The sequence below is a fragment of the Bartonella vinsonii subsp. berkhoffii ATCC 51672 genome, assembly GCF_902825225.1.
GTDB lineage: Bacteria > Pseudomonadota > Alphaproteobacteria > Rhizobiales > Rhizobiaceae > Bartonella > Bartonella berkhoffii.
In genome coordinates, this window is the sequence record NZ_CADEAK010000001.1 from 194,823 (window position 1) to 219,697 (window position 24,875).

Below are 24,875 nucleotides of genomic sequence, written 5' to 3' on the forward strand. Positions count from 1 at the left end.
TTTAAGAATCAGATTTATCGTCTTCTGTAAAAAGCTCTTTTGAATGTTGAAGTATGAGAGGCATTTGGGTAAGCATGAAGAGAACTGTTATGGGCATGACACCAAATACTTTAAAACTCGTCCAAAAATTATCGCTAAAGTTACGCCAAACAATTTCATTCAAAAGAGCAAGAAATACGAAAAAAAATGCCCAGCGATATGTAAGCTTTTGCCATCCTAAATCATCAAGTTTTAAAGTAGGATCAAGAGCATAACGCAAAAGTGGTTTTTTAAAAAGCACACCACCAAAAAGAATAAGAGCAAATAAGCTATTAATGATTGTTGGTTTCATCTTGATAAAAGTGTCATTGTGAAGCCAAAGGGTTAAAAATCCAAAGATCAGAACGAATATTCCTGAGATGAGAGGCATTATGGGAATCTTCCGTGTAAGAACCCATGACAAACTCAGTGCAATTATGATCGCTACCATGAAAATAGCTGTTGCAGGAAAAATAGGTTTGCTAAAATTTTTAAAAATCTCAATGTTGTTTATCAGCCACTCGCCTTTGTAATTAGCAAGAAAGAAGACAACCAATGGCCCCATTTCCAAGAGAAATTTAAGTGTGGGTGAAGAGAGAGTTTCTTGATGATCATTGGTATTGTTCGAATCGAGATTGTTATGCAAATGTGGTTTAAATGAAGTTTTTTTCATGCGGATTTTCCTGAAATGGTTTCGGCAAAGTCAGAAGCAGAAAAAGGTTGAAGATCCTCTATATTTTCTCCTACACCGATAAAATAAACGGGTAATTTATATTTTGCAGCAATGGCAACGAGAATTCCTCCCCGTGCTGTGCCATCGAGCTTTGTCATGATGAGACCATTAACACCAGCGATATCACGGAAAATATCCACTTGGTTTAGAGCATTTTGCCCAGTGGTTGCATCAAGTGTTTGAAGGATTGTATGGGGCGCTTGGGGGGAGCGTTTACTGAGAACCCGAATAATTTTTGCCAATTCGTCCATAAGTTCAGTTTTATTTTGTAAACGTCCAGCTGTATCAATAATTAATACATCACAGTTTGCTTTTTTTGCTTTTTCATAAGCATCAAATGCCAAACTAGCAGCATCTGCTCCTAGTTTGGTTGAAATAACAGGAGAGCCGGTTCGTTCACCCCAAATATGTAATTGTTCAATAGCAGCAGCGCGGAATGTATCGCCAGCCGCTAGCATAACCTTTAATCCTCCTGCTGTGAGTTTTGCCGCAAGTTTTCCAATAGTTGTCGTTTTTCCAGTACCATTCACACCTACCAGTAGAATAACGTGTGGCTTATGATGAAGATCAAGTTCTAGTGGAATTGCAACAGGTTCCAATACTTTTTTAATTTCTTCAGCTACGATCATGTGAACATCATCTGGAGTTAAGTTTTTTTCATAACGGTTAGAAGCTAAGATATCGGTGATCCGTGTTGTCGTTTCTACACCCAGATCAGCTTGAATAAGGATATCTTCCAGTTTTTGCAATGTGTCTTCATCAAGTTTTCCTTTAACAAAAAGATCACTAATCGATCCACTTAAGCGTTGTGAAGAAAGAGCTAATCCTTTTTTAAGGTGTCCAAACCACGCTATTTTTTTCTGTTCAAGAGAAGCAATGGGTGAAAACTCTTCTTTTTTTTCACTGATTATATCTGTGACAATTATTTTGCCATAATGTGGTACTTTATTAGAAGCTGGTTCAAAAGATGGAGTTTTCCCATCAGACTTTGCAGATGTTGTATTTTGACTAGCGCCTTGTTGTTCTTTCTCTTTGTTTATGAAAGGCTGGTCGTTTTTTATATTTTTATATTCATTTTCTGCTATCTTTTCGGCATCATGAGGAATGGAAGTTTTTTCCATTTCCTGCTCTTTCGATTTGTTAAAAGAGAATATTTTTTTGATAAAAGATTTTTTCATAAGGGCTTTCCTGCTCAAGCGGCATTCAATTTTGGAAGGACAGCAATCAATTTATCACCATCATGGTCAACAATAAGTGCTTGAACAATTGTTCCAGCTTTTGCACCTTTAATTTGTACTAGAGTATAATCTTCTGTTCGTCCAATTTCATCTTTTTCAACGAGAATTGTTTGTTGACTATTTTGTAAGTGTGCAAGATGCTTTTGGTAAGCTTCATTTCCTGCTTTGCGCAATCTTTCTGCACGCATTTTCACCACTCTACGATCGATTTGTGGCATACGCGCGGCAGGTGTCCCTTCTCTTGGACTAAAAGGAAAGACATGTAGATGTGTTAAATTACAATCATTGATTAAAGAGAGACTATTTTGAAACATCTCTTCCGTTTCAGTGGGAAAACCAGCAATTAAATCAGCACCATAAACCATTGTAGGACGTTTGGCACGTAAATCTTGGCAAAATTGAATTGCGTGTTCACGTAAGTGTCGCCGTTTCATTCTTTTTAGAATCATATTATCGCCTGCTTGTAAGGATAAATGCAAATGAGGCATTATTCTCTTTTCATAGGCTAAAAGATTGATGAGTTCTTCATCTGCTTCAATAGAATCGATTGAAGAAAGACGTAATCGAGGCAAATCAGGAATATGATGCAAAATGGTTGAAGTTAATTTTCCTAGAGTAGCTTTTCCTGGGAGATCGTGGCCATAGCTTGTAAGATCTACACCTGTCAGAACAACTTCTTGAATACCATTGTCTGTCAGTTTTTTAATTTGTTCAATGGCTGCACCCATGGGAACTGAACGTGATGGCCCACGTCCATAAGGGATAATGCAAAATGTACAGCGATGATCGCATCCATTTTGTACTTGTACAAAAGCACGTGTGCGTTCTTCCATTGTACTCACCATATGTGGAGCAATTTGTTGTACCTCCATGATGTCATTGATACGCAGTTTTTCGGAATGGTTAATGCCAAAATCAGGAAGTTGACGGTAAGAATGCGCATGAAGTTTTTCTTCATTTCCTAAAACAAGATCAACCTCTGTCATTGAGGCAAAATTTTGACCTTCTGTTTGTGCAGCACACCCTGTCACAATAATGCGGGCATGAGGATTTTCCCGTCTTGCTTTACGGATAGCTTGTTTTGCTTGTCGTACGGCTTCGGCAGTGACAGCACAGGTATTAAAAATGATAGCACCATCTTTGAGTTGATCTAGCCCCGAAGAAGTACTTTCTTTCCGTATGATTTCCGATTCGTAGCTGTTTAGTCGACAACCAAATGTTACAATTTCTATTGTCATTAAGAGTGATCCTTTTTGTAACTCCCTGTTAAAGGGTCAAAGAAACCACTAAATTCATATTTGATTGGACCCGTCATGATAATGTGATCATCTTCTCGATAAAAAATATTCAGTGTTCCCCCTGGTAAATTCACATCGATATGGCGTTTTGTGAGTTCACGTCGATAAGCCGCTACTGCACTCGCACAAGCAGCACTTCCACATGCTTGCGTTAATCCTGCTCCTCGCTCCCATGTGCGTAAATTTAGGCTTTTCTTTGACGTGACATAAGCAATAGAAATATTGCAGCGCTCTGGGAAAAGAGGATCATGTTCAAGTTTTGGTCCGTACTTTTCTAATGGAATATATTGAATATCATTTCCAACAAAAAAAATAGCATGGAGATTACCAATGAATACAAGGGAAGCGTCTTTTAAAGGACCAGCAGTAAGTTCTACGTGATTGGTATCAACTATTTCACGTGAAACAGGCATCTCTTTTGCGTTGAAATGGGGCTTTCCCATGTCGACAGAGATAAGTCCATCAGCTTGGCGTTTTCCTTCAATAATTCCAGCGGGTGTTTCTAATTGAAAAGTTTCACCAAGATTATGGTCTGTTAGCCACGCAATTACGCAACGGGTACCGTTTCCACAAGTTTTAGCCATGGAACCGTCAGTATTCCATATTTCAATGCGAAAGTTGGCTTCTTTTTTTGTTGATGTGTGGACGGCCATAATTTGATCAAAATGTGTTTGAGGATCTTTCGATAAAGCAAAAATTGCTTGTTGTGTAAGAGCATCAGCGCTTTCGCGCATGTCAGCAACAATGATTTGATTTCCCAAACCGTTCATTTTACTGAATGGTGTTTTCATAAAATTTCTCTATTTTTAGTGATTTCTCACAAAAGCTATATGACTGAAAGCCTTATAAATTTCTAGTACTTAATCATAAAACGAGTAGTAAAAAATTATTTATCGTTTAAAATGGCCAATTTTATCCTGTTTTTTTTAATTTGTTAATTTATTTGTAGAATGCCATATAACAAATATTTACCTCGTTGGATGAGCTTATTTATTGTTGTGGGAAAGAGTATAGATATGTCATTTTCAAAAATTTCGTTTTTCGTTGCAATATCAATTGTAATTTCTTTAACAGGATGTTCAACATCTCGCTTTGACAGTAATAATGATGATAACACATTAGAAGTTTTTTATCCACTTCAACAAGTGCAAACAGAGGTGATGTCTGATCTGTCATCTTCTTATTCGTCGGCATCTGAAGCAGCAGATGTTTCTATGTATGAGAAAGGAGATGCCCAAAGTGATGGGCGAATGGCTAATCTCGAATTGCCAAGTAATGCCATTGATTTGTTTCCTGCAAATATTGCTGGGGTGTGGAATCTTTCTATGGGCGGTAAACTGTGCAGAATTGCAACACCACAAACGAAATTTGGCCAAGGGTATCGCGCTGGTCCTTTACACTGCCCAGGAATCGTTTCTCAGGTAAACTCATGGACTGTTAAAGGAAAAAGATTATATTTCTATAATAATTCAGGACGTGTTATCATGACTTTTTATTCCTCCAATGTTGATCGTTTTGAGGGACGTACACTTGATAATTATCCAGTCGTTTTGAGCCGTTAGATCATTTTTGGCTGCTTATGAAAAATAAGAAATTTGTACACATGTTTGTCAAGAGAACTTATATTTTTCATTGAGAATAGGTTGAAAAAGGTTGTTTGGATGGTGCTATTGTCAACGCGCTATAAGGAGCTGGTGTACAAAGGGGAAATGAGTTTTGATCCTGCTCAATTGGCTTTAACAAAGCATTTCGATCATTTATTACAAGATATTGCAGAGAGAAATGTTTCTCATCCTTGGGCATTTTTGCATTTCTTTAAGAAAAAAAAACAAACCTTTGTTCATGCTTCAAGACAAGGTGAAGCTTCCTTTCAGGGGTTGTATATTTATGGTGAAGTAGGACGAGGCAAAACCATGCTGATGGATTTGTTCTTTTCTTGTTTGCGCCAAGAGCGTAAAAAACGTGCCCACTTTAATGATTTCATGGCTGATGTGCACGAGCGGATTAATGTTTACCGTCAAAAATCATCTGCAAAAGCTGGAAAAGATAATCCCATTTTGGCTGTTGCTGAAGATCTTGCACGAGAAGCTCAAGTGCTTTGTTTTGATGAATTTAGTGTAACAGATATTGCCGATGCCATGGTGTTGGGGCGTCTTGTTTCTGCTTTATTTGATAAAGGGGTTTTCTTCGTTGCTACTTCAAACGTTGCTCCCGATAATCTTTATTATAATGGTTTAAATAGAGAACTTTTTTTGCCTTTTGTTCAAGTTTTGAAAGCACGTGTTCGCGTTATCAATCTTGATGCAAAAACAGATTATCGTCTTGAAAAATCAAATCCACAACATGTGTATATAACGCCGCTAGGATTGGAAGCCAATAAATGCATGGATCAAGCTTGGGCATTGGTGCTGCAAGGACAGAAGGAAACATCTCATGAACTTTCTATAAAAGGACGTATTGTTCATATTCCACGTACGGGAGCGGGATGCGCGCGCTTTGATTATCAAGATTTATGCGCAAAGCCTTTGGCTGCAGCTGAGTATTTAGCATTAGGTGAACGTTATCATACGATTTTTATCGATAATGTACCCGTGATGGATGATACATGTCGCAATGAAACGAAACGGTTTATTTTACTTATTGATATTCTTTACGAACGCAACATAAGATTATTTATGTCGGCTGCTGTTGTACTTGACGATTTATATAAAGGTTATGCACAGACGACGGAAACATTTGAGTTTAAAAGAACAAAATCACGTCTTTTTGAAATGCAAAGTCAGGATTATTTGAAATTTTGGGCAGAGCGCTTTCCTTTAAAGGAGAAAAGCGGAATATAATTTTACCTTTACGTAAACTGTAAAAATAATAACTCTTTGAACTTCAAAGAAGTGTAATAATTCTGTTGTATTTTTTTTTAATTCATTTTATCGATACTTCATGGTAATTTTCTGATAGTTGTTTCTGTGGAGAATTGTTGCTTCTATGAAAGAGAAATTTGGTAAGTTTCATCTTTTTCTCTTTTTAATGATTTATTGAAAATAGAGCTAGGGTCGAAGAAATATTCAGTATACTGGCGCTGATTAAGTGTGCGCTGAGTTCTCTAAGGTTAGGAAGAAAAAATGGCACGAAAAAAAATAGCTCTTATTGGTTCAGGTATGATTGGTGGTACTTTAGCACATCTTGTTGGACTTAAAGAGCTTGGTGATGTTGTCTTATTTGATATTGCAGAAGGTATGCCTCAGGGTAAGGCTCTCGATATTGCCGAATCTTCACCCGTTGACGGTTTTGATATCAGTTTAAAAGGTGCTAATGCTTATGAGGCAATTGAAGGATTTGATGTTGTTATTGTAACAGCAGGCGTTGCACGAAAACCTGGTATGAGCCGTGATGACCTTTTAGGCATTAATCTAAAAGTGATGGAGCAAGTTGGGGGTGGGATTAAAAAATACGCATCTTCAGCGTTTGTCATTTGTATTACAAACCCTCTTGATGCGATGGTATGGGCATTGCAAAAATTTTCAGGTCTTCCTACACATAAAGTCGTTGGAATGGCTGGAGTTCTTGATTCAGCACGGTTTCGTTACTTCTTATCTGAAGAGTTTAAGGTCTCTGTTAAGGATGTGACAGCATTTGTTTTAGGAGGGCATGGTGATTCGATGGTGCCTCTCGTGCGTTATTCAACGGTGGGGGGTATTTCTTTGCCTGATCTTGTGAAAATGGGTTGGACAACACAGGAGCGAATTGATCAAATTATTCAGCGCACCCGTGATGGTGGTGCGGAAATCGTGAGTTTGTTAAAAACAGGATCTGCTTTTTATGCACCCGCCGCTTCTGCTGTTTCTATGGCTGAAGCCTATTTGAAGGACACTAAGCGTGTTGTTCCTGTTGCAGCCTATCTTTCAGGGGAATACGGGGTGAATGATACATATGTTGGTGTTCCCGTTATACTTGGCGCAGGCGGTGTTGAACGGGTCATTGAAATTGATCTTGATAAAAAGGAAAGAGATGCTTTTGAGCATTCAGTGAATGCGGTGCAAAAACTTTGTGAAGCTTGTATCGCTCTTGTACCTAGTCTCAAATAAATTGAGCAAGGTTCTGTTCATGAAAACAGAGTATTTAAAATATAATAATTTAAGGATTAATGAAGTGATCCGTAAAAGAAAAGGACAAATGCATGAATATCCATGAATATCAGGCTAAACGTCTGCTTCATGAATATGGAGCACCAATTGCAAATGGTGTTGCTGTTTATTCTGTAGAGCAAGCTGAAAAATGGGCAAAAAAATTGCCCGGACCACTCTATGTGGTTAAAAGTCAGATACACGCTGGTGGTCGTGGTAAGGGTAAGTTTAAAGAACTCAGCTCTGATGCAAAGGGGGGAGTTCGGCTTGCAAAATCTGTTGAAGAAGTTGTTGCACATGTCCAGGAAATGCTCGGTAAAACTTTGGTAACCAAACAAACTGGTCCAGAGGGTAAGCAGGTCAATCGTCTTTATATTGAGGATGGTGCCGATATCGAGCGGGAACTTTATCTTTCACTTTTGGTTGATCGTACCGTTGGGCGAGTTGCTTTCGTTGTTTCAACCGAAGGAGGTATGGATATTGAAACGGTTGCTGAAGAGACACCAGAAAAAATATTCACTCTACCCATTGATGCTGTACAGGGTGTTACTTCTGCTGATTGTACAAGGCTTTGTGATGCATTAGAATTGCACGATAGTGCAAGAGAAGATGGTGAAAAACTTTTTCCAATTCTCTATAAGGTGTTTTGTGAAAAAGATATGAGTCTTCTTGAAATCAATCCGCTTATTGTTATGAAAGATGGCCGTTTGCGCGTTCTTGATGCAAAAGTTTCTTTTGATAATAACTCTTTGTTCCGTCATCCAGATATTTTGGAATTGCGCGATATTTCAGAAGAAGATCCAAAAGAGATTGAAGCATCAAAACATGATCTTGCTTATGTTGCTCTTGAAGGCACAATTGGTTGCATGGTCAATGGTGCGGGTCTTGCTATGGCAACAATGGATATCATTAAGCTTTATGGGGCAGAGCCCGCAAATTTTCTTGATGTTGGTGGTGGAGCTTCAAAAGAAAAAGTAACGGCTGCTTTTAAAATTATCACTGCTGATCCGAATGTTAAAGGTATTTTGGTCAATATTTTTGGCGGCATTATGCGTTGTGATGTGATTGCTGAAGGTGTGGTTGTTGCTGTGAGAGAAGTTGGTTTAAAAGTTCCTTTGGTTGTCCGTCTTGAAGGTACGAATGTTGAGCAGGGTAAAGCGATTATCAGTGAGAGTGGTTTGAACGTTATTCCCGCTGATGATTTAGATGATGCTGCTCAAAAAATCGTTGCAGCCGTGAAGGGAGCTTAAGCTATGTCCATTCTTGTGAATAAAGATACAAAAGTTCTGGTTCAAGGGCTTACGGGAAAAACAGGAACGTTTCATACAGAACAAGCGCTTGCTTATCACGGTACGCAAATGGTTGGTGGCGTTAACCCTAAAAAGGGGGGTGAAACATGGGAAGGTTCAAAAGGTGAAACACTTCCTATTTTTGCTAGTGTTGCGGAGGGAAAGGAAAAGACAGGAGCGGACGCTTCAGTTATTTATGTTCCGCCTGCAGGGGCTGCGGCGGCTATTATAGAAGCGATTGAGGCTGAGATTCGTTTGATTATCTGTATTACGGAAGGCATTCCTGTTATGGATATGGTTAAAATAAAGGCGCGATTGGAGAAATCAAAATCACGTCTTATTGGTCCTAATTGTCCTGGTGTTCTCACACCCAATGAATGTAAAATCGGTATTATGCCCGGTTCTATTTTTAGAAAAGGATCTGTTGGGGTTGTTTCTCGGTCAGGAACTTTAACTTATGAAGCCGTCTTTCAAACCAGTCATGAAGGTCTTGGACAAACAACCGCTATTGGTATTGGTGGCGATCCTGTTAAGGGCACAGAGTTTATTGATGTGTTGGAAATGTTTTTAGCTGATGAAGAAACCCAGTCTATTGTTATGATTGGTGAAATTGGTGGCTCCGCTGAGGAAGAAGCGGCACAGTTTCTCCAAGATGAAGCAAGAAAAGGTCGCAGAAAGCCGGTGGTTGGTTTTATTGCTGGTCGTACAGCTCCTCCAGGACGTACAATGGGTCATGCTGGTGCTGTTATCTCTGGTGGTAAAGGTGGAGCAGAAGATAAAATTGCTGCTATGGAAGCAGCTGGAATTCGCGTTTCTCCTTCTCCATCGCAGATAGGAAAGACTTTGATGTCGGTTTTGAAGGGGTAAAAAACTCACCTGAATAAGAATTTCTCCTTATTCAGGTGAAACATTAAATATAAAAAGATGAAGCTTTTTTGAACTTTCTGATCTTCATTTGCTTTACAGACATTTAGAGGTCAAAAAGAGATATAAGGAGACGGAATAAATGTTCCGGAGAGGTATATGGCAAGGCAGGACGAAATAAATAGTCTTTTTGCACAAACGTCTTTTCTGTATGGTGGAAATGCGGATTATATAGATCAACTTTATGCCGAATATGAAAAAGATCCCACCAGTGTAGATTCACAGTGGCGCACTTTTTTTGAAAACCTTCATGATAAAAAAGAAGATGTTCTCAGAAACGCTGAAGGGGCAACATGGCAGCGTGATCATTGGCCATTAAAGGCAAATGGTGAGTTAGTTTCTGCTCTTGATGGCGATTGGTCTGCTCTTGAAAAGCATGTTGGTGATAAATTAAAAGAAAAAGTAGCAGCGGGCGCTGTGCAAAAAGGAAAAGCTTCTAGCGAACAAGATATTATTCGAGCAACGCGTGATTCTGTTCATGCACTTATGATGATTCGTGCTTTTCGAGCACGTGGACATCTTCATGCACGGCTTGATCCTCTTCAATTGGCGGAAAAACTTGAAGACTATAAGGAACTCTCTCCGGAAGCTTACGGTTTTACTCCTGCTGATTACGAACGACCAATTTTTATTGATAATGTTTTAGGGTTGGAATATGCAACTATTCCGCAAATGCTTGAGATTCTCAATCGTACTTATTGTTCAACGATTGGTGTGGAATATATGCACATTTCTGATCCTGCTCAAAAAGCATGGCTTCAAGAGCGTATTGAAGGACCCGATAAACAGATTGCTTTCACACAGAAAGGCAAGAAGGCTATCCTTAATAAACTTATTGAGGCAGAAGGGTTCGAACAGTTTCTAGATACGAAATATAAAGGAACAAAACGTTTTGGACTTGATGGTGGTGAAGCACTGATACCTGCTCTCGAGCAGATTATTAAATGTGGTAGTGCTTTGGGTGTACAAGAAATTATTTTAGGTATGGCGCATCGTGGTCGTTTAAACGTTCTTTCACAAGTTCTTGCAAAACCACATCGGGCCATTTTTCACGAATTTAAAGGGGGGTCTTATAAGCCCGATGATGTAGAAGGATCAGGTGATGTCAAATATCATTTGGGAACTTCAGCTGATCTTGAATTTGATGGTAAAAAAGTTCATTTATCGCTTGTGGCTAATCCATCTCATCTTGAAATTGTTGATCCGGTCGTTATGGGCAAGGCACGAGCTAAACAAGATCAACTTATGGGGCTTACACACACGGATGCACTCCCATTAAATGAACGTTCAAAGGTTTTGCCATTGCTTATTCATGGTGATGCTGCTTTTGCTGGGCAAGGTGTTATTCAGGAAACTTTTGGTCTTTCAGGTCTTAAAGGTTACAGCGTTGCAGGCTCTGTTCATGTCATTATCAATAATCAGATTGGTTTTACAACGGATCCGCGTTTTTCGCGCTCTTCACCTTATCCATCAGATGTAGCAAAGATGATTGATGCTCCCATTTTTCATGTGAATGGTGATGATCCTGAAGCTGTTGTTTTTGTTGCAAAAGTAGCGACAGAATTTCGTCAAATTTTCCATAAACCCGTGGTAATTGATATGTTCTGTTATCGCCGTTATGGACATAATGAAGGAGATGAACCCTCCTTTACGCAACCGCTTATGTATAAAGCAATTCGTAATCACAAAACGACGCTGCAGCTTTATGGTGAACAGTTAGTAGCGGAAGGGGTGGTTGCTTCAGAAGAAATTGAGCAGCAAAAGAAGCAATGGCGTGATAAGCTTGAAAATGAATTTGAAGCTAGTGCTTCTTATAAACCCAATAAGGCTGATTGGCTTGATGGAAGCTGGACGGGTTTAAAGGCTTGCAGTAGTGCTGATGAGCTGCATTGTGGGACAACAGGTGTTGCGATAGAGACTTTAAAGGAAATTGGTCAGAAACTTGTTGAGATTCCAGAAGATTTTCATGTACATAAAACGATACAGCGTTTTTTGAGTAACCGCGCTAAAATTTTTGAAACCGGTGAAGGCGTTGATTGGGCAACTGCTGAAGCTTTAGCGTTTGGTTCACTCTGCTTAGAAGGAGCACCGGTGCGTCTTTCCGGTGAAGACGTTGAACGTGGAACTTTTTCACAACGTCATTCGGTTCTTTATGACCAAGAAAATGAAGTACGTTATATTTCTTTGAATCATTTGCAAGAGGGGCAAGCTTTTTACGAAGTTGTTAATTCCATGCTTTCTGAAGAAGCCGTTCTTGGTTTTGAGTATGGATATTCTCTTGCTGAACCACGAGGGTTAACGCTTTGGGAAGCGCAATTTGGCGATTTTTCTAATGGAGCACAGGTCATTTTTGATCAGTTTATTTCTTCTGCAGAGCGTAAATGGCTTCGTATGTCTGGTTTGGTGTGTTTGTTGCCTCATGGTTTTGAGGGGCAAGGACCTGAGCATTCTTCAGCACGTTTGGAGCGCTTTCTTCAACTTTGTGCTGAAGATAATATGCAGGTTGCTAATTGTACGACACCTGCAAATTATTTTCATATTTTACGTCGTCAGATTAAACGCGATTTCCGTAAACCTTTAATTTTAATGACACCAAAATCACTTTTGCGTCATAAGCGGGCCGTTTCTTCCCTCAGTGAAATGGGACCAGAAATGAGTTTCCAACGTTTGTTACTTGATGATGCAGAACGTCTCAAAGATTCTGCCATTAAATTGCAGAAAGATAGTAAAATTCGCCGTATTGTTCTTTGTACAGGTAAGGTTTATTACGACCTTTATGAAGAACGTGAACAAAGAGGCATTGATAATGTTTATTTGCTGCGTGTTGAACAGCTTTATCCTTTTCCTGCGAAAGCTTTGGTGGATGTGTTATCGCGTTTTTTACAGGCAGAAGTTGTTTGGTGCCAAGAAGAACCAAAGAATATGGGGGCTTGGTCATTTATTGAGCCTTATTTAGAATGGGTTTTGACGCATATTAATGCGCAATATTCGCGTGCACGTTATGCGGGGCGTCCTGCAAGTGCATCACCGGCCTCTGGGTTGATGGTGAAACATCTTGAACAGCTTGCTGCGTTTCTTGAAGACGCATTAGGTTCTTAATTTATGACTACTCTAATGTTTGGAAAAATATTATGACTACTGAAATCCGTGTTCCTACTTTGGGTGAATCGGTTACCGAAGCGACAGTTGGCAAATGGTTTAAAAAACTTGGTGAAGCTGTCGCTATCGATGAGCCTTTGGTTGAGTTAGAAACCGATAAAGTGACAGTTGAGGTTCCTTCACCTGTTGCGGGAAAATTGTTTGAAATCATTGCAAAGGAAGGCGATACGGTTGAAGTGAATGCACTTTTAGGAGCAGTTGAAGCTGGAGCAGCTAGTGTTGCTAAATCACCGTCGTCTTCTGAGACATCTGTGTCCGCAGCTCCATCTGAATTGGAACAGTCTTCTTCAAGCAATACAATGCCTCCTGCTCCTTCAGCAGCAAAATTGATGGCTGAAAATAATATTGCAAAAAGTGATATTTTGGGTTCTGGAAAACGTGGACAAATTCTCAAAGAAGATGTTCTTAATGTGTTAGCGCAAGGCGTAAAAACGTCACCTCCTGCTGTTTCTGCGTCCAGCTCTACACCTGTTTCTGTATCTAGTTCTGCTGTTGCTCCTGTTCAGGAAATGCGTGAGGAACGCGTTCGTATGACGAAATTACGTCAAACAATTGCACGCCGTCTTAAGGATGCACAAAATACAGCAGCAATGTTAACCACATTTAATGAGGTTGATATGTCTGCGGTAATGGGTTTGCGCAAGCGTTATAAGGATCTTTTTGAAAAGAAACATGGTGTTAAGCTTGGGTTTATGGGATTTTTTACCAAGGCTGTTTGTCATGCGTTAAAAGAACTTCCTGCTGTTAATGCGGAAATTGATGGGACAGATATCATTTACAAAAATTATGTTAATGCCGGAATTGCTGTTGGAACAGATAAGGGACTTGTTGTTCCTGTTGTTCGTGATGCAGATCAGATGTCGTTGGCAGAAATTGAAAAGGAAATTGGACGTTTGGGGCGTCTCGCTCGTGATGGAAAATTAGCAGTTTCTGATATGCAAGGCGGAACTTTTACCATCACCAATGGCGGGGTTTATGGATCGTTAATGTCGACGCCTATTTTGAATGCACCACAATCTGGTATCTTGGGAATGCATGCTATTAAAGAGCGGGCAATGGTTGTTGATGGCCAAATTGCCATTCGCCCTATGATGTATTTGGCACTTTCTTATGATCATCGTATTGTAGATGGCCAAGAAGCTGTGACTTTCCTTGTGCGCGTTAAGGAAAGTTTAGAAGATCCGGAACGCCTTGTTCTTGACTTGTAAAAATGCAGTTTTTAGAGTGAAGGGAAAAACGGATGTCTTATGATGTGGTTGTGATTGGAGCAGGACCGGGTGGTTATGTCGCAGCAATAAAAGCAGCGCAACTGGGCCTTAAAACAGCAATTATTGAAAAGCGTACAACGTTGGGGGGCACATGTCTTAATGTTGGCTGTATTCCTTCTAAAGCATTGCTACATGCTTCGGAAGTGTTTGCTGAAACGCAACATGGCTTTGAAACACTTGGTATTTCTATTGCAAAATCTAAGCTTAATCTTGATCAAATGATGGCGCATAAAAAAGCTGTTGTTACAGCCAATACCAGTGGTGTCTCTTTCTTGATGAAAAAGAATAAAGTTGACACTTTTTTTGGTACAGCCAAAATTTTAGCCGCAGGTCAAATTGAAGTTGTTGCTAGGGATGGTAACAAACAAACGATTGCAACCAAGAATATCATTATTGCTACGGGGTCAGAGAGTTCCAGCATTCCGGGTGTGAATGTCGAAATCGATGAAAAGGTTGTTGTTTCTTCTACAGGGGCACTTGCCCTTGAGAAAGTACCAACGCGCATGATTATTGTTGGTGCTGGTATTATTGGTTCAGAGCTTAGTTCAGTTTGGAGTCGTTTAGGCGCTAAAGTTACTATTATTGAATATCTTAACAAAGTTTTAGGGTCAATGGATGGTGAAGTTTCACGACAGTTCCAAAAGATAATGGAAAAACAGGGGATTGAATATAAGACTGGTGTAAAAGTGACAGCTATTACGCAATCTGGTTCAGGAGCTCAAGTGAGCTTTGAAGCGGTTAAAGGTGGGGAATCTGAAACTTTAGAGGCTGATGTTGTACTCATTGCTACTGGACGTTCTCCATACACGGAAGGTCTTGGTTTGGTAGAAACTGGTGTTAAAGTAGATGAGCGTGGTTTTATTGATATCGATGCGTATTGGCAGACGAATATTCCAGGAATTTATGCAATTGGTGATGTTGTTAAAGGACCAATGTTGGCGCATAAGGCGGAGGAAGAAGGTGTTGCTGTGGCAGAAATTTTGGCGGGTCAAAAAGGACATGTTAATTTTGATGTCATTCCTAGTGTTGTTTATACACAACCGGAAATTGCCAGTGTAGGAAAGACAGAGGAAGAACTGAAAGCCGCCGGTATTGATTATAATGTTGGTAAGTTTCCTTTCATGGCTAATGGTCGTGCACGTGCAATGCAAAAGAGTGATGGATTTGTTAAAATTCTTGCCGATAAAAAAACAGATCGGGTTTTGGGCGGTCATATTCTTGGGTTTGGTGCTGGTGAGATGATCCATGAAATTGCTGTCTTAATGGAATTTGGTGGTTCATCAGAAGATTTAGGACGTTGTTGCCATGCGCATCCTACTTTATCGGAAGCCGTACGAGAAGCAGCTTTAGCAACATTTGCTAAACCTCTGCATATTTAACTCTCTAGATGCACTTTTTGGCGCTCTGTAATGCCTTTTTAAAAAGGGTAAGGTACTTTTTTTGCGAATTTGTGCATTTATATACTTGTAGAAAAACCGCCTCTTTAAAAGGGCGGTTTTTCTGTATTTGTTTTTGGTATTGGCAATAGGTTTAGAATAATAACTTTTTCTCTTCTTGTTGTTCTCTTATCCAAGTTGAAAGTCCCATATGATCAAGAGATTTGAGGAAAGGGCGGGAGGGTAATTCTTCTACATTGACCATGGTTTTAACATCCCATTCTCCGGTGGCAATAAGAAAAGCAGCAACAGCTGCTGGTACACCCGCTGTGTAAGAAATGCCTTGTGCACCGGTTTCATGAAAAGCTTGTTTGTGATCGGCTATATTGTAGATAAAAACTTCTCTTGGCTTTCCATCTTTTTCGCCTTTAATAAGGTCTCCAATACAGGTTTTTCCTGTATAGGTTGGTGCTAAAGAAGCAGGGTCAGGTAAGACGGCTTTCACCACTTTTAAAGGAATGACCTCTTGACCTTCTGCTATTTTTATGGGTTGTTCCGATAAAAGTCCAAGATTTTTCAAAACGGTAAAAACAGTGATGTAATGTTCACTAAATCCCATCCAAAAGCGAATATTTTCAACATCGAGATTTTTAGATAATGAATGAATTTCGTCATGTCCTGTCATATAAGCTTTTTGCTTTCCAACAACGGGAAGATCCCATTCATGGCTGACTTCAAACATTTTATTGGAAACCCATTTTTTATTTTGCCAAGACCATACCTCTCCTGTAAATTCTCGAAAGTTAATTTCTGGATCAAAATTTGTGGCAAACCAGCGTCCGTGGTTTCCGGCATTAATATCGATAATATCGATATCTGTGATTTTATCAAAATAACATTCACGCGCTAACGCTGCATAAGCGTTTACAACGCCTGGGTCAAAGCCTGCACCTAAAATAGCTGTTATACCAGCTTTTTCACATTCTTGACGTCGGGGCCATTCATAATTGCCATACCAAGGAGGTGTTTCACAAATTTTCAAAGGGTCTTCATGAATTGCAGTATCGATATAAGCGCATTTTGTTTCGATACAAGCCGAAAGAACAGACATGTTCAGAAAAGCCGATCCAACATTAATAACAATTTCACATTTGGTTTTTTGGATGAGTTTTATGGTCTCTTCTACATTCATTGCGTTGAGTGCATGCCCCTTAAGAACGCCTTGTTCTTTCATTGCGTTTTTTTCTTTAATAGAAGCAATGATGGCTTCACATTTTTCGAGTGTTCGTGAAGCAATATGAATGTCACCGAAAATATTGTTGTTTTGAGCACATTTGTGCGCAACAACTCGTGCAACACCTCCAGCACCAATAATGAGAATATTTTTCTTCATTGTAGATTCGTCTCCTTTTCAATACTGTTATATGACGTTTCTTGAACCGTTATTTTTTTATGAAAGACTTTTCAGATAGTCATTATAGCTAAATTGGCGTTGAACTGTTAATGTACCATCAAATTCCTTAATAACAATGGCAGGCATTGCAACGCCATTAAACCAATTCTTCTTAACCATTGTATAGCCTGCTGCATCTTGAAAAGATAATCTATCACCTACTTTGAGCGGTTCAGGAAAATGAAATGTTCCAAAAATATCACCGGCAAGACAGGATTTTCCACAGACCATAATTTCATGGAGGCCCTGATTGGGTTCTAATTTGGCATTTTCACGATAAATGAGAAGATCAAGCATATGAGCTTCGATTGAGCTATCAACGATAGCGAGTTTTTTTTCATTATATAACGTATCAAGAACACTTACTTCTAGTGTGGTGCTTTTTGTTATAGCAGCTTCTCCTGGTTCTAGAAAAATGGTGACACCATAGGTTTTTGAAAAATGTTTTAAACGTTTTGCAAAAGTTTCTAGAGGATAATTTTCAGCGGTAAAATGAATTCCACCACCAAGGCTTATCCAGTCAACAGCAGCGAAAAGTTCTACAAATTTTTCTTCCATATGATTCAGCATTTGATTAAAAAGATTAAAATCAGCATTTTCGCAATTATTGTGAATCATGAGCCCATTGATAAGGGGCAAAACTTCTTTGATAGCGCTTTTATTGCTTTCTCCTAAACGGCTAAAAGGACGAGAAGGGTTGGCAAGATCAAAATTGGATGCGCTGATTCCTGGATTTAATCTGAGACCTCGTTGAATGTTTTTTGTTTTATCAGCAAAACGTTGAAGCTGTTGTATGGAATTAAAAATAATTTTGTCTGCATAACCACATGCTTCATCAATCTCATGATCTGCCCAAGCAACCGAATAGGCATGGGTTTCTTTGCCGAATTTTTCTCTTCCCAAACGCAGTTCATAAAGGGATGATGATGTGGTTCCATCCATGAACTCAGACATTAAATCAAAAACACTCCATGTCGCAAAACATTTTAAAGCAAGCAGAATTTTTGCTCCAGATATTTCGCGTAAGCGCGTGATAATTTCCATATTTTTTATGAGTTCAGATTTATCTATAAGATAATAGGGAGTTCTTATCATTGTTTATCCATTCTCTTTTGAAGGATCTTATTGCCAAGACTAACGTTTAATACAAAGAGGAACAGAATGTCTCAAAAAAAGAGGTCTGTTTCTCTCTAGCAGTAGAAAAATTTTCTGTAACTGCGTTTTGGTTTTGTGATGATGAGATTTGCGTTATGTGTGTGAAAAAAAAATTATATTATGCTTTAGCTCTTATATTCATTGGTAGTTTTTTCATTGTAACAGTCAATATTTTTCATTGGGGGAAAAATAAGAGTGATGTTGAAGCCAAAGCGGCTCCTCAGGTTTTTGTTCAAGAAAGTACGATGCCTCTGGTTTTTACGGGACGTAGAGAACTTAACGGTTTTAAAGGGTATCATAATTATCGGCGTGGTTATCGTAAGTATAGAGATAATTGGTGGTATCCTGAAGCGGCCTTTGTTGCATTGCCACATCTAAATGCAAAACACATACTCTTGAAAGGTGCATCAGATGCAAAAAAATTGCCTCAAGAGCATATTGAATCTTGTCGTGCACGTTATCATTCTTATAATAAATATCAACCTTTTTATGGGCCTCGTAAGCAATGTCTTTCGCGCTTTTTAAAAGGGTAGAGGTTGTTAAACGTGAAAAATTTCTGTCGAATCTTGTCGTATTCGTTCCTATTCTGAAATTAAAAAGGGAATTTATATGATGCGTATTTTTCACGCAAAAGTTATTTTTTAAAAATTTTAAGTGTTTTTAAGTTTTATTAAATCTTATTATCGTAAGTGCGGGATGAGGGGGTGACAATATAAATTATAAATTTTTATTTTGTTTATGACAAAATATTAAGGACAGTAGGGAGCTTAAAGAATGACAACACGGGAAGCAATGTTGATATTGCTCGTTTTGCTCCCCTTTGGTGGAAGTGCTGTTATTGGTTTCTTTCGTTCGACAGCAAAAAATAATGAAGCATGGTTTGCTGGTGTCATTGCACTTTTCAGCCTTCTTTTTACAATAATGCTTTATCCAGCCATATATGGAAACCACGTCGTGCGTTTAGATATTTCATGGTTTTCAGAGTGGGGCGTCGACTTGATTCTTCGTATGGATGGTTTGTCGTGGCTTTTTTGCTTGCTTATTACAGGAATTGGACTGCTTATTGTCGTCTACGCGCGTTATTATATGGATCCAGCCGATTCTGTACCGCGTTTTTTTTCTTTTTTCCTCGCTTTTATGGGCTCAATGACAGGAATAGTCTTGTCAGGAAATCTCGTCTTTTTGGTGGTTTTTTGGGAACTCACCAGTATTTTTTCTTTTTTATTGATTGGGTATTGGTATCACAATGCAAGTGCGCGTGAGGGAGCCCGTATGGCTTTAACGATCACAGGTTTTGGCGGTTTTGCCCTTTTTATTGGGGTTTTATTGATTGGGTTCATCGTTGGAAGTTTTGATTTGGATAAGGTGTTGCAGTCTGGGGATATGATCCGGTCAAGTTCTTTTTATAATCTTGCCCTTATTTGTATTTTAGTAGGAGGATTAACAAAGAGTGCACAGTTTCCTTTTCATTTTTGGTTGCCCAATGCTATGGCTGCTCCGACGCCCGTATCGTCTTATTTGCATTCGGCAACAATGGTGAAAGCAGGATTGTTTTTGCTTGTTCGTTTATGGCCTGTGCTTTCTGGAACAGAAGCTTGGTTTTGGTTGGTTGGTTTTTCAGGTCTCTCAACATTGTTGCTTGGAGCCTATTTTTCTATGTTTCAGCAAGATTTGAAAGGGCTTCTTGCTTATTCAACGATTAGTCATCTTGGATTGATTACCACGCTTTTAAGTCTTGGTAGTCCACTTGCATGTGTTGCAGCAATCTTTCACATGGCCAATCATGCTACTTTTAAAGCTTCTTTATTTATGGCTGCTGGCATTATTGATCACGAGACCGGAACACGTGATATGCGTAAACTGACAGGTCTTTATCGTTCTATGCCTATTACAGCAACTCTTGCTTTAGTTGCAAGTGCAGCGATGGCTGGAGTTCCTTTGTTAAATGGTTTTTTATCAAAAGAGATGTTTTTTGCCGAAGCGGTTGAAATGCATATGGAGTCATGGCTCGATTGGATTGCACCTTATGTAGCAACATTGGCAAGCTTGTTCAGTGTGACTTATTCTATACGCTTTATTCATGGCGTCTTTTGGGGACCAAAACCTCTTCATTTACCCAAAATGCCACATGAACCACCGCATTTTATGCGTTTACCAATGGAGCTTTTGGTCTTTGTTTGTTTGGCAGTTGGTATTTTTCCTAATGTAACAATAGGACCTATTTTGGATAATGCAGTTGTGTCTGTTTTAGGACCAATGACAGTTCCTTATAGTTTAGCTGTTTGGCATGGAGTGGATACCCCGTTAATGATGAGTTTGGTGGCTTTATTGGGGGGCGGATTGCTCTATGTTGTCGGACATCGTTATTTTTTATCCTGTGATGATGGGACTCCTTTCTTTCGTCATTTGAGAGGACCCCGTATTTTTGAGCGCATTCTCGCCATTATTTCTTGGAAATGGGCGCGCGCTTTGGAATCTATTTTATCAACGCGCCGTTTGCAAATACAGTTGCATTGGATTTTTGGGGTGTGTTTTGTCTTTGTTGGTTTTTTGCTTTGGTTTGATGGTTTCATTTCAGCAGGTTCTTTACCGCTTTTTCCGCTTGATATTCCTTTTGTTGCTCTTTGGCTGGTTGGCGGATTGTGCGCGCTTTTAGTTGCTTGGCAAGCAAAGTTTCACCGCCTTGCTTCACTTATGCTGTTGGGGGGAGCCGGTTTGATGACTTGTGCAACCTTTTTATGGCTCTCTGCACCTGATTTGGCAATAACACAGTTGGTTGTTGAAGTGGTAACAACTGTTTTATTATTGCTTGGTTTGCGGTGGTTGCCTAAGCGTTTGTATAGTCCTGCTCCAACCTCTGTTCATTTTTTTGTGCGTTTGCGTCGTATGCGTGATTTCTTTATAGCTCTTATCGGAGGCGCAGGGGTAGCGTGGCTCTCCTTTGCCATGATGACACGCCCTCAAGGGACAACAATTTCTGATTTCTTTCTGACGAATGCTTATTTTGTGGCTGGGGGGCGCAATGTTGTGAATGTGTTGTTGGTTGATTTCCGTGGTTTTGATACCATGGGAGAAATTGTCGTGTTGGGTGTTGTTTCACTCACTGTTTTTGCTCTTTTGCGGCGGTTTCGTCCTGCTCCTGAAAGTATTGAAGCGCCTTTTCAACAACGTATTCAAAAAGCCTTTGATATGGAACAGCCTGAGCGGGATGTGGGGGATACAGTATTGAATTATCTCACTATTCCTGCTGTTATGATGGGGTGGCTCTTTCCGGTTATTATCGCTTTTGCAATTTATTTATTTTTGCGGGGACATGATCTTCCTGGGGGTGGATTTGTTGGTGGTGTGACGTTAGCGATAGGCTTCATTTTACAATATCTTGCACGTGATATTCGTTGGGTGGAAAGTCGTTTGAGGGTTCTACCTTTGCGTTGGATGGGGGGTGGCTTATTGTTGTGCGTTGCAACGGGAGGTGGAGCTTGGTTGGTTGGCTATCCTTTTTTAACGTCATTTTTTCAATATACCGATCTTCCATTGATTGGAAAGATTCCTATAGCGTCTGCTTTTTTATTTGATTGTGGTGTATTTTCTCTTGTGTTTGGAGCAACAGTTCTCATTTTAATTGCGCTTGCACACCAGTCCATTCGAAGTTACCGAATTGGTAAGAGACCTCTTTTGAAAGAGAAGGAGGATTAATGGAAATTATTCTTTCTTTGGGTATAGGTATTTTTGTTGGATCAGGCATTTGGCTGGTTTTACGTCCACGAACTTTTCAGGTTATTCTTGGGTTATCTTTGATTTCCTATGGTGTTAATCTTTTTATATTTTCAATGAGTAGACCGCGTAGCAATGCTGCTCCGATTGTTGATCCTTCTATGGTAATCAATCCAGAGAATTATGTTGATCCTTTTCCGCAAGCTTTGGTTTTAACAGCAATTGTGATTGGTTTTGCAACAACAGCTTTATTTTTAGTGATTCTTCTGGTTTCACGTGGATTAACAGGGTCAGATCATGTTGATGGACGTGAGGTGCAGTGATGAAATCCTGCATGCAGCATCTTCTTGTTTTGCCTATTCTTTTACCATTAAGCACAGGAGCACTCCTTCTCTTTTATGATGAACGCCGTTCAAAACTTAAATCACTCATAAGTCTTTTTTCTGCGGGATTGTTGGTTATTATTGCGGTTTTGTTGATTATGCGTGCTCTTGAAGTTACACCGGCTTCGGAGGTTTATCGGCTTGGTAATTGGCCTTCTTCCTTCGGAATTGTTTTAGTTCTTGATCGTTTAAGCGCTATGATGCTTTTACTTTCTAGTTTGTTGATGATGAGTGCGTTGGTTTTTGCACAGGCTCATTGGTGCAAAGCGGGTTCTCATTTTCAGTCACTGATGCAATTTTTCATGGTTGGTATAAACGGCGCTTTTTTGACAGGTGATTTATTCAATTTATTTGTGTTTTTTGAAGTGATGTTAACAGCTTCTTATGGGCTGGCATTGCATGGTTCTGGTCAGTTACGTGTGCGTGCGGGGTTGCATTATGTTGTGGTTAACCTTGTAGCTTCGCTCTTTTTTTTAATTGGTACAGCACTCATTTATGGAGTCGTTGGAACCCTTAATATAGCAGATTTGGCTGTAAAAATGAAACAGATCGCTTCCAGAGATATTGTTTTATTCGAAATAGGTGCGGCAATTTTGGGTATCGCCTTTTTACTCAAAGCGGGTATGTGGCCACTTAATTTTTGGTTGATGCCAACTTACAGCGCAGCAGTAGCGCCCGTGGGGGCATCTTTTGCACTTTTGAGTAAGGTGAGTATTTATATTATTTTACGTTTAACATTGCTCTGTTTTAGTCCTGAAAGTGGATATTTTAGCCATTTTGGTCATATGGTTTTGTTTTATGGTGGACTTGCAACCATGGCTTTTGGTTTTATTGGGGTTTTGGCTAGCCAAATTTTGGTACGTTTGGCAGCTTATAGTGTTCTTGTCTCTTCAGGTACATTGTTGGCAGCAATCGGAATTGGCAGTACAGAGCTTATAGCAGCTGCACTCTTTTATATTGTTTCTTCAACTTTAGCTCTTGGTGCTTTTTTTCTTCTGGTAGAGCTTGTGGAACGCTGTCAAGATGTGGCCGCGAATGTTCTAACTGTTACAATGGAAGTGTATGGTGATGATGAAGAGGAGGAAGAAGATGAAGTTGGCATTTATTTGCCGGTAACTTTGGCAATTCTTGGGGCTTGTTTTGGTCTTTGTGCTCTTTTGATTATTGGTCTTCCACCTTTTTCAGGTTTTGTTGCAAAATTTATGATGTTCTTGGCAGTTTTAAACCACATGAAGAAGGATTTATCCGCTTCTCTACCGGTTTATCATGATTGGCTCTTTGTGATTTTTGTCACTCTCTCTGGTTTTGCAGCTTTAATAGCTCTTACTCGCACAGGTATCCGAACTTTTTGGGTTTCTCTTGAAGAGAGGATTCCGCGTGTGCAGGTGATTGAATTTGTACCTATTGTCGTTCTCCTTGCTTTGTGTTTTCTTATCACAATTGTCGCTGGTCCTGTTGGTCATTATATGTCGGAAACAGCTAAAACTTTATATGAGCCTCAAAACTATATTGGAAGCGTTTTAGGTGATTTTTCTCTCAAAAAAAGGGAGATGAACCAATGAATTCTTTTTGTCCTTTCCCTTTTTTTAGTGCAGCAATTGTTTTTATGTGGTTGACCTTAAACGGTTTTAGTATAGGTCAATTGCTTTTAGGGATTATAATCGCTTTGTTGAGTGGTTGGGTAATGCAATTTCTGGAGCTGGAAAAGATCACACTTAAAAATTGGCGTGCAATTTTTCGTTTGATTTTTCGCGTCTTTATCGATTCTATCGTTTCAAATGTTGCAGTAGCTTTCTTTGTTTTGACAAAAAGGATTCAAAAACAGCAATCTGGTTTTATTGTGGTGCCTCTTTTGCTAGAGAGTTATACTGGTTTGGCTGTTTTAGCGTGCATCCTTGCAATAACTCCAGGAACTGTTTGGATTGCCTATAATAGAAAAAATGGTGAACTTTTGCTTCATGTCTTAAATCTTAAGGATGGATATGATTACCAGCAATTGATCAAACAACGATATGAAAAATTACTTTTGGAGATTTTTTCATGAGTATGGTTATTCTGTATTGGGGGCTTTTCCTCTCACAATTTTTTTTAAGTCTTGCGATGATTCTCGCGTTGTTTCGATTGATTTTTGGACCACGGGCACAGGATAGGATAGTTGGTTTAGAAGCTCTTTATATCAATACTATCCTTTTATTTCTTACATTCGATATCCGTTCAGGGACAACTATTTATTTTGTCGCTGCTCTTATTCTTGGGCTTTTAGGTCCTGTATCAAGCGTCGCTTTGGCGAAATTTCTCATGCGCGGGGAGATTATTGAATGAAAGATGATGTATCGCTTGCAGTTGCTGTTATTGTTACGATTTTTTTAATATTAGGATCTGGTCTTACATTGATTGGAGCAATAGGGTTGGGGCGTTTTTCCAATTTTTATGAGCGTTTGCATATGCCTTCATTGAGTACGAGTTGGGGCGCAGGGAGTATTCTCATTTCCTCGTTTCTTTATTCAATATTTGTAGATCATCATTTTGTTTTTCATGAATTCTTGATGGTAATCTTTTTATTTGTAACTACGCCTGTAGCCTCTATGCTTTTGTCACAGGCAGCAGCTTATCGAAATCATTTGGAAAATAAATTAGAGAAGCCGCTGGCCCTTTTATCGCATCAGACGGACGAAAAATTATCCGCATCAGAAGAAATATCATAAAATTGAGAGCCAGCGTGGTTTTGGATGTATAAGAACTT

Annotated in this window: 21 protein-coding genes; 15 read left to right on the plus strand and 6 right to left on the minus strand. The window is 39.4% G+C overall.

Going from position 1 to position 24,875, the window contains the following annotated elements:
- Position 1: 1 nt before the first annotated feature.
- The 4 genes from J7R10_RS00740 to dapF are packed head-to-tail and all read right to left on the minus strand — an operon-like array spanning position 2 to position 4,078.
- Positions 2-691: a septation protein A gene (locus J7R10_RS00740; RefSeq protein ID WP_010705946.1), complete on the minus strand. Its 690-nt coding sequence runs from the start codon at positions 689-691 to the stop codon at positions 2-4.
- Entirely contained in the window at positions 688-1,929 is a 1,242-nt protein-coding gene (gene ftsY / locus J7R10_RS00745; RefSeq protein WP_010705945.1) for a signal recognition particle-docking protein FtsY, read from the minus strand. The genes J7R10_RS00740 and ftsY overlap by 4 nt, the downstream gene beginning before the upstream one ends.
- Before the next feature lie 14 nt (positions 1,930-1,943).
- Entirely contained in the window at positions 1,944-3,227 is a 1,284-nt protein-coding gene (gene mtaB, locus J7R10_RS00750; protein WP_010705944.1) for a tRNA (N(6)-L-threonylcarbamoyladenosine(37)-C(2))-methylthiotransferase MtaB, read from the minus strand.
- On the minus strand, positions 3,227-4,078 hold the full coding sequence (gene dapF / locus J7R10_RS00755) for a diaminopimelate epimerase (protein ID WP_010705943.1): 852 nt from the start codon (positions 4,076-4,078) through the stop codon (positions 3,227-3,229). Before dapF ends, mtaB begins: the two co-directional genes overlap by 1 nt.
- Before the next feature lie 225 nt (positions 4,079-4,303).
- Between dapF and J7R10_RS00760 the strand changes: the two genes are divergently transcribed.
- The 8 genes from J7R10_RS00760 (at position 4,304) to lpdA (ending at position 15,430) form a co-directional block, all read left to right on the plus strand.
- Entirely contained in the window at positions 4,304-4,849 is a 546-nt protein-coding gene (locus J7R10_RS00760; protein WP_010705942.1) for an AprI/Inh family metalloprotease inhibitor, read from the plus strand.
- A 99-nt stretch (positions 4,850-4,948) separates the two neighbouring features.
- Positions 4,949-6,127, plus strand: coding sequence for a cell division protein ZapE (gene zapE, locus J7R10_RS00765; RefSeq protein ID WP_010705941.1), 1,179 nt, complete (start codon positions 4,949-4,951; stop codon positions 6,125-6,127).
- 282 nt (positions 6,128-6,409) lie between these two features.
- A complete protein-coding gene (gene mdh, locus J7R10_RS00770) occupies positions 6,410-7,372 on the plus strand; it encodes a malate dehydrogenase (RefSeq protein WP_010705940.1) in 963 nt (320 codons plus the stop codon).
- 92 nt (positions 7,373-7,464) lie between these two features.
- The gene (gene sucC, locus J7R10_RS00775) at positions 7,465-8,661 is read left to right on the plus strand and encodes an ADP-forming succinate--CoA ligase subunit beta (RefSeq protein ID WP_010705939.1); all 1,197 of its coding nucleotides are present in this window, start codon (positions 7,465-7,467) and stop codon (positions 8,659-8,661) included.
- 3 nt (positions 8,662-8,664) lie between these two features.
- Positions 8,665-9,567, plus strand: coding sequence for a succinate--CoA ligase subunit alpha (gene sucD, locus J7R10_RS00780; protein ID WP_010705938.1), 903 nt, complete (start codon positions 8,665-8,667; stop codon positions 9,565-9,567).
- Between the two features lie 156 nt (positions 9,568-9,723).
- Positions 9,724-12,723, plus strand: coding sequence for a 2-oxoglutarate dehydrogenase E1 component (locus J7R10_RS00785; RefSeq protein WP_010705937.1), 3,000 nt, complete (start codon positions 9,724-9,726; stop codon positions 12,721-12,723).
- Between the two features lie 32 nt (positions 12,724-12,755).
- A complete protein-coding gene (odhB, locus tag J7R10_RS00790) occupies positions 12,756-13,991 on the plus strand; it encodes a 2-oxoglutarate dehydrogenase complex dihydrolipoyllysine-residue succinyltransferase (protein WP_010705936.1) in 1,236 nt (411 codons plus the stop codon).
- 32 nt (positions 13,992-14,023) lie between these two features.
- The gene (lpdA, locus tag J7R10_RS00795) at positions 14,024-15,430 is read left to right on the plus strand and encodes a dihydrolipoyl dehydrogenase (RefSeq protein WP_010705935.1); all 1,407 of its coding nucleotides are present in this window, start codon (positions 14,024-14,026) and stop codon (positions 15,428-15,430) included.
- 151 nt (positions 15,431-15,581) lie between these two features.
- On the opposite strand, the gene J7R10_RS00800 is transcribed toward lpdA, so the two are convergent.
- A complete protein-coding gene (locus tag J7R10_RS00800; RefSeq protein ID WP_010705934.1) occupies positions 15,582-16,820 on the minus strand; it encodes a saccharopine dehydrogenase family protein in 1,239 nt (412 codons plus the stop codon).
- Between the two features lie 57 nt (positions 16,821-16,877).
- Positions 16,878-17,975 (minus strand): carboxynorspermidine decarboxylase, encoded by a 1,098-nt coding sequence (locus J7R10_RS00805; RefSeq protein ID WP_010705933.1) that lies wholly within the window; start codon positions 17,973-17,975, stop codon positions 16,878-16,880.
- Between the two features lie 155 nt (positions 17,976-18,130).
- Here J7R10_RS00805 and J7R10_RS00810 point away from each other — a divergent pair, with 155 nt between their 5' ends.
- The 7 genes from J7R10_RS00810 to mnhG all read left to right on the plus strand — a co-directional run bounded on the left by J7R10_RS00810 (position 18,131) and on the right by mnhG (position 24,837).
- Positions 18,131-18,568, plus strand: coding sequence for a BA14K family protein (locus tag J7R10_RS00810; protein WP_010705932.1), 438 nt, complete (start codon positions 18,131-18,133; stop codon positions 18,566-18,568).
- Positions 18,569-18,809: 241 nt separating this feature from the next.
- The gene (locus tag J7R10_RS00815) at positions 18,810-21,731 is read left to right on the plus strand and encodes a monovalent cation/H+ antiporter subunit A (protein ID WP_010705931.1); all 2,922 of its coding nucleotides are present in this window, start codon (positions 18,810-18,812) and stop codon (positions 21,729-21,731) included.
- Positions 21,731-22,072, plus strand: coding sequence for a Na+/H+ antiporter subunit C (locus tag J7R10_RS00820; protein WP_010705930.1), 342 nt, complete (start codon positions 21,731-21,733; stop codon positions 22,070-22,072). The genes J7R10_RS00815 and J7R10_RS00820 overlap by 1 nt, the downstream gene beginning before the upstream one ends.
- The gene (locus tag J7R10_RS00825) at positions 22,072-23,694 is read left to right on the plus strand and encodes a monovalent cation/H+ antiporter subunit D (protein WP_010705929.1); all 1,623 of its coding nucleotides are present in this window, start codon (positions 22,072-22,074) and stop codon (positions 23,692-23,694) included. The genes J7R10_RS00820 and J7R10_RS00825 overlap by 1 nt, the downstream gene beginning before the upstream one ends.
- Positions 23,691-24,176 carry a Na+/H+ antiporter subunit E gene (locus J7R10_RS00830; RefSeq protein WP_010705928.1) on the plus strand — a complete coding sequence of 162 codons (486 nt, stop codon included), beginning with the start codon at positions 23,691-23,693 and terminating at the stop codon, positions 24,174-24,176. Before J7R10_RS00825 ends, J7R10_RS00830 begins: the two co-directional genes overlap by 4 nt.
- Positions 24,173-24,454, plus strand: a complete 282-nt coding sequence (locus J7R10_RS00835) for a K+/H+ antiporter subunit F (RefSeq protein WP_010705927.1) — start codon at positions 24,173-24,175, stop codon at positions 24,452-24,454. Before J7R10_RS00830 ends, J7R10_RS00835 begins: the two co-directional genes overlap by 4 nt.
- The gene (gene mnhG, locus J7R10_RS00840) at positions 24,451-24,837 is read left to right on the plus strand and encodes a monovalent cation/H(+) antiporter subunit G (protein ID WP_010705926.1); all 387 of its coding nucleotides are present in this window, start codon (positions 24,451-24,453) and stop codon (positions 24,835-24,837) included. Before J7R10_RS00835 ends, mnhG begins: the two co-directional genes overlap by 4 nt.
- Positions 24,838-24,875: the final 38 nt, after the last annotated feature.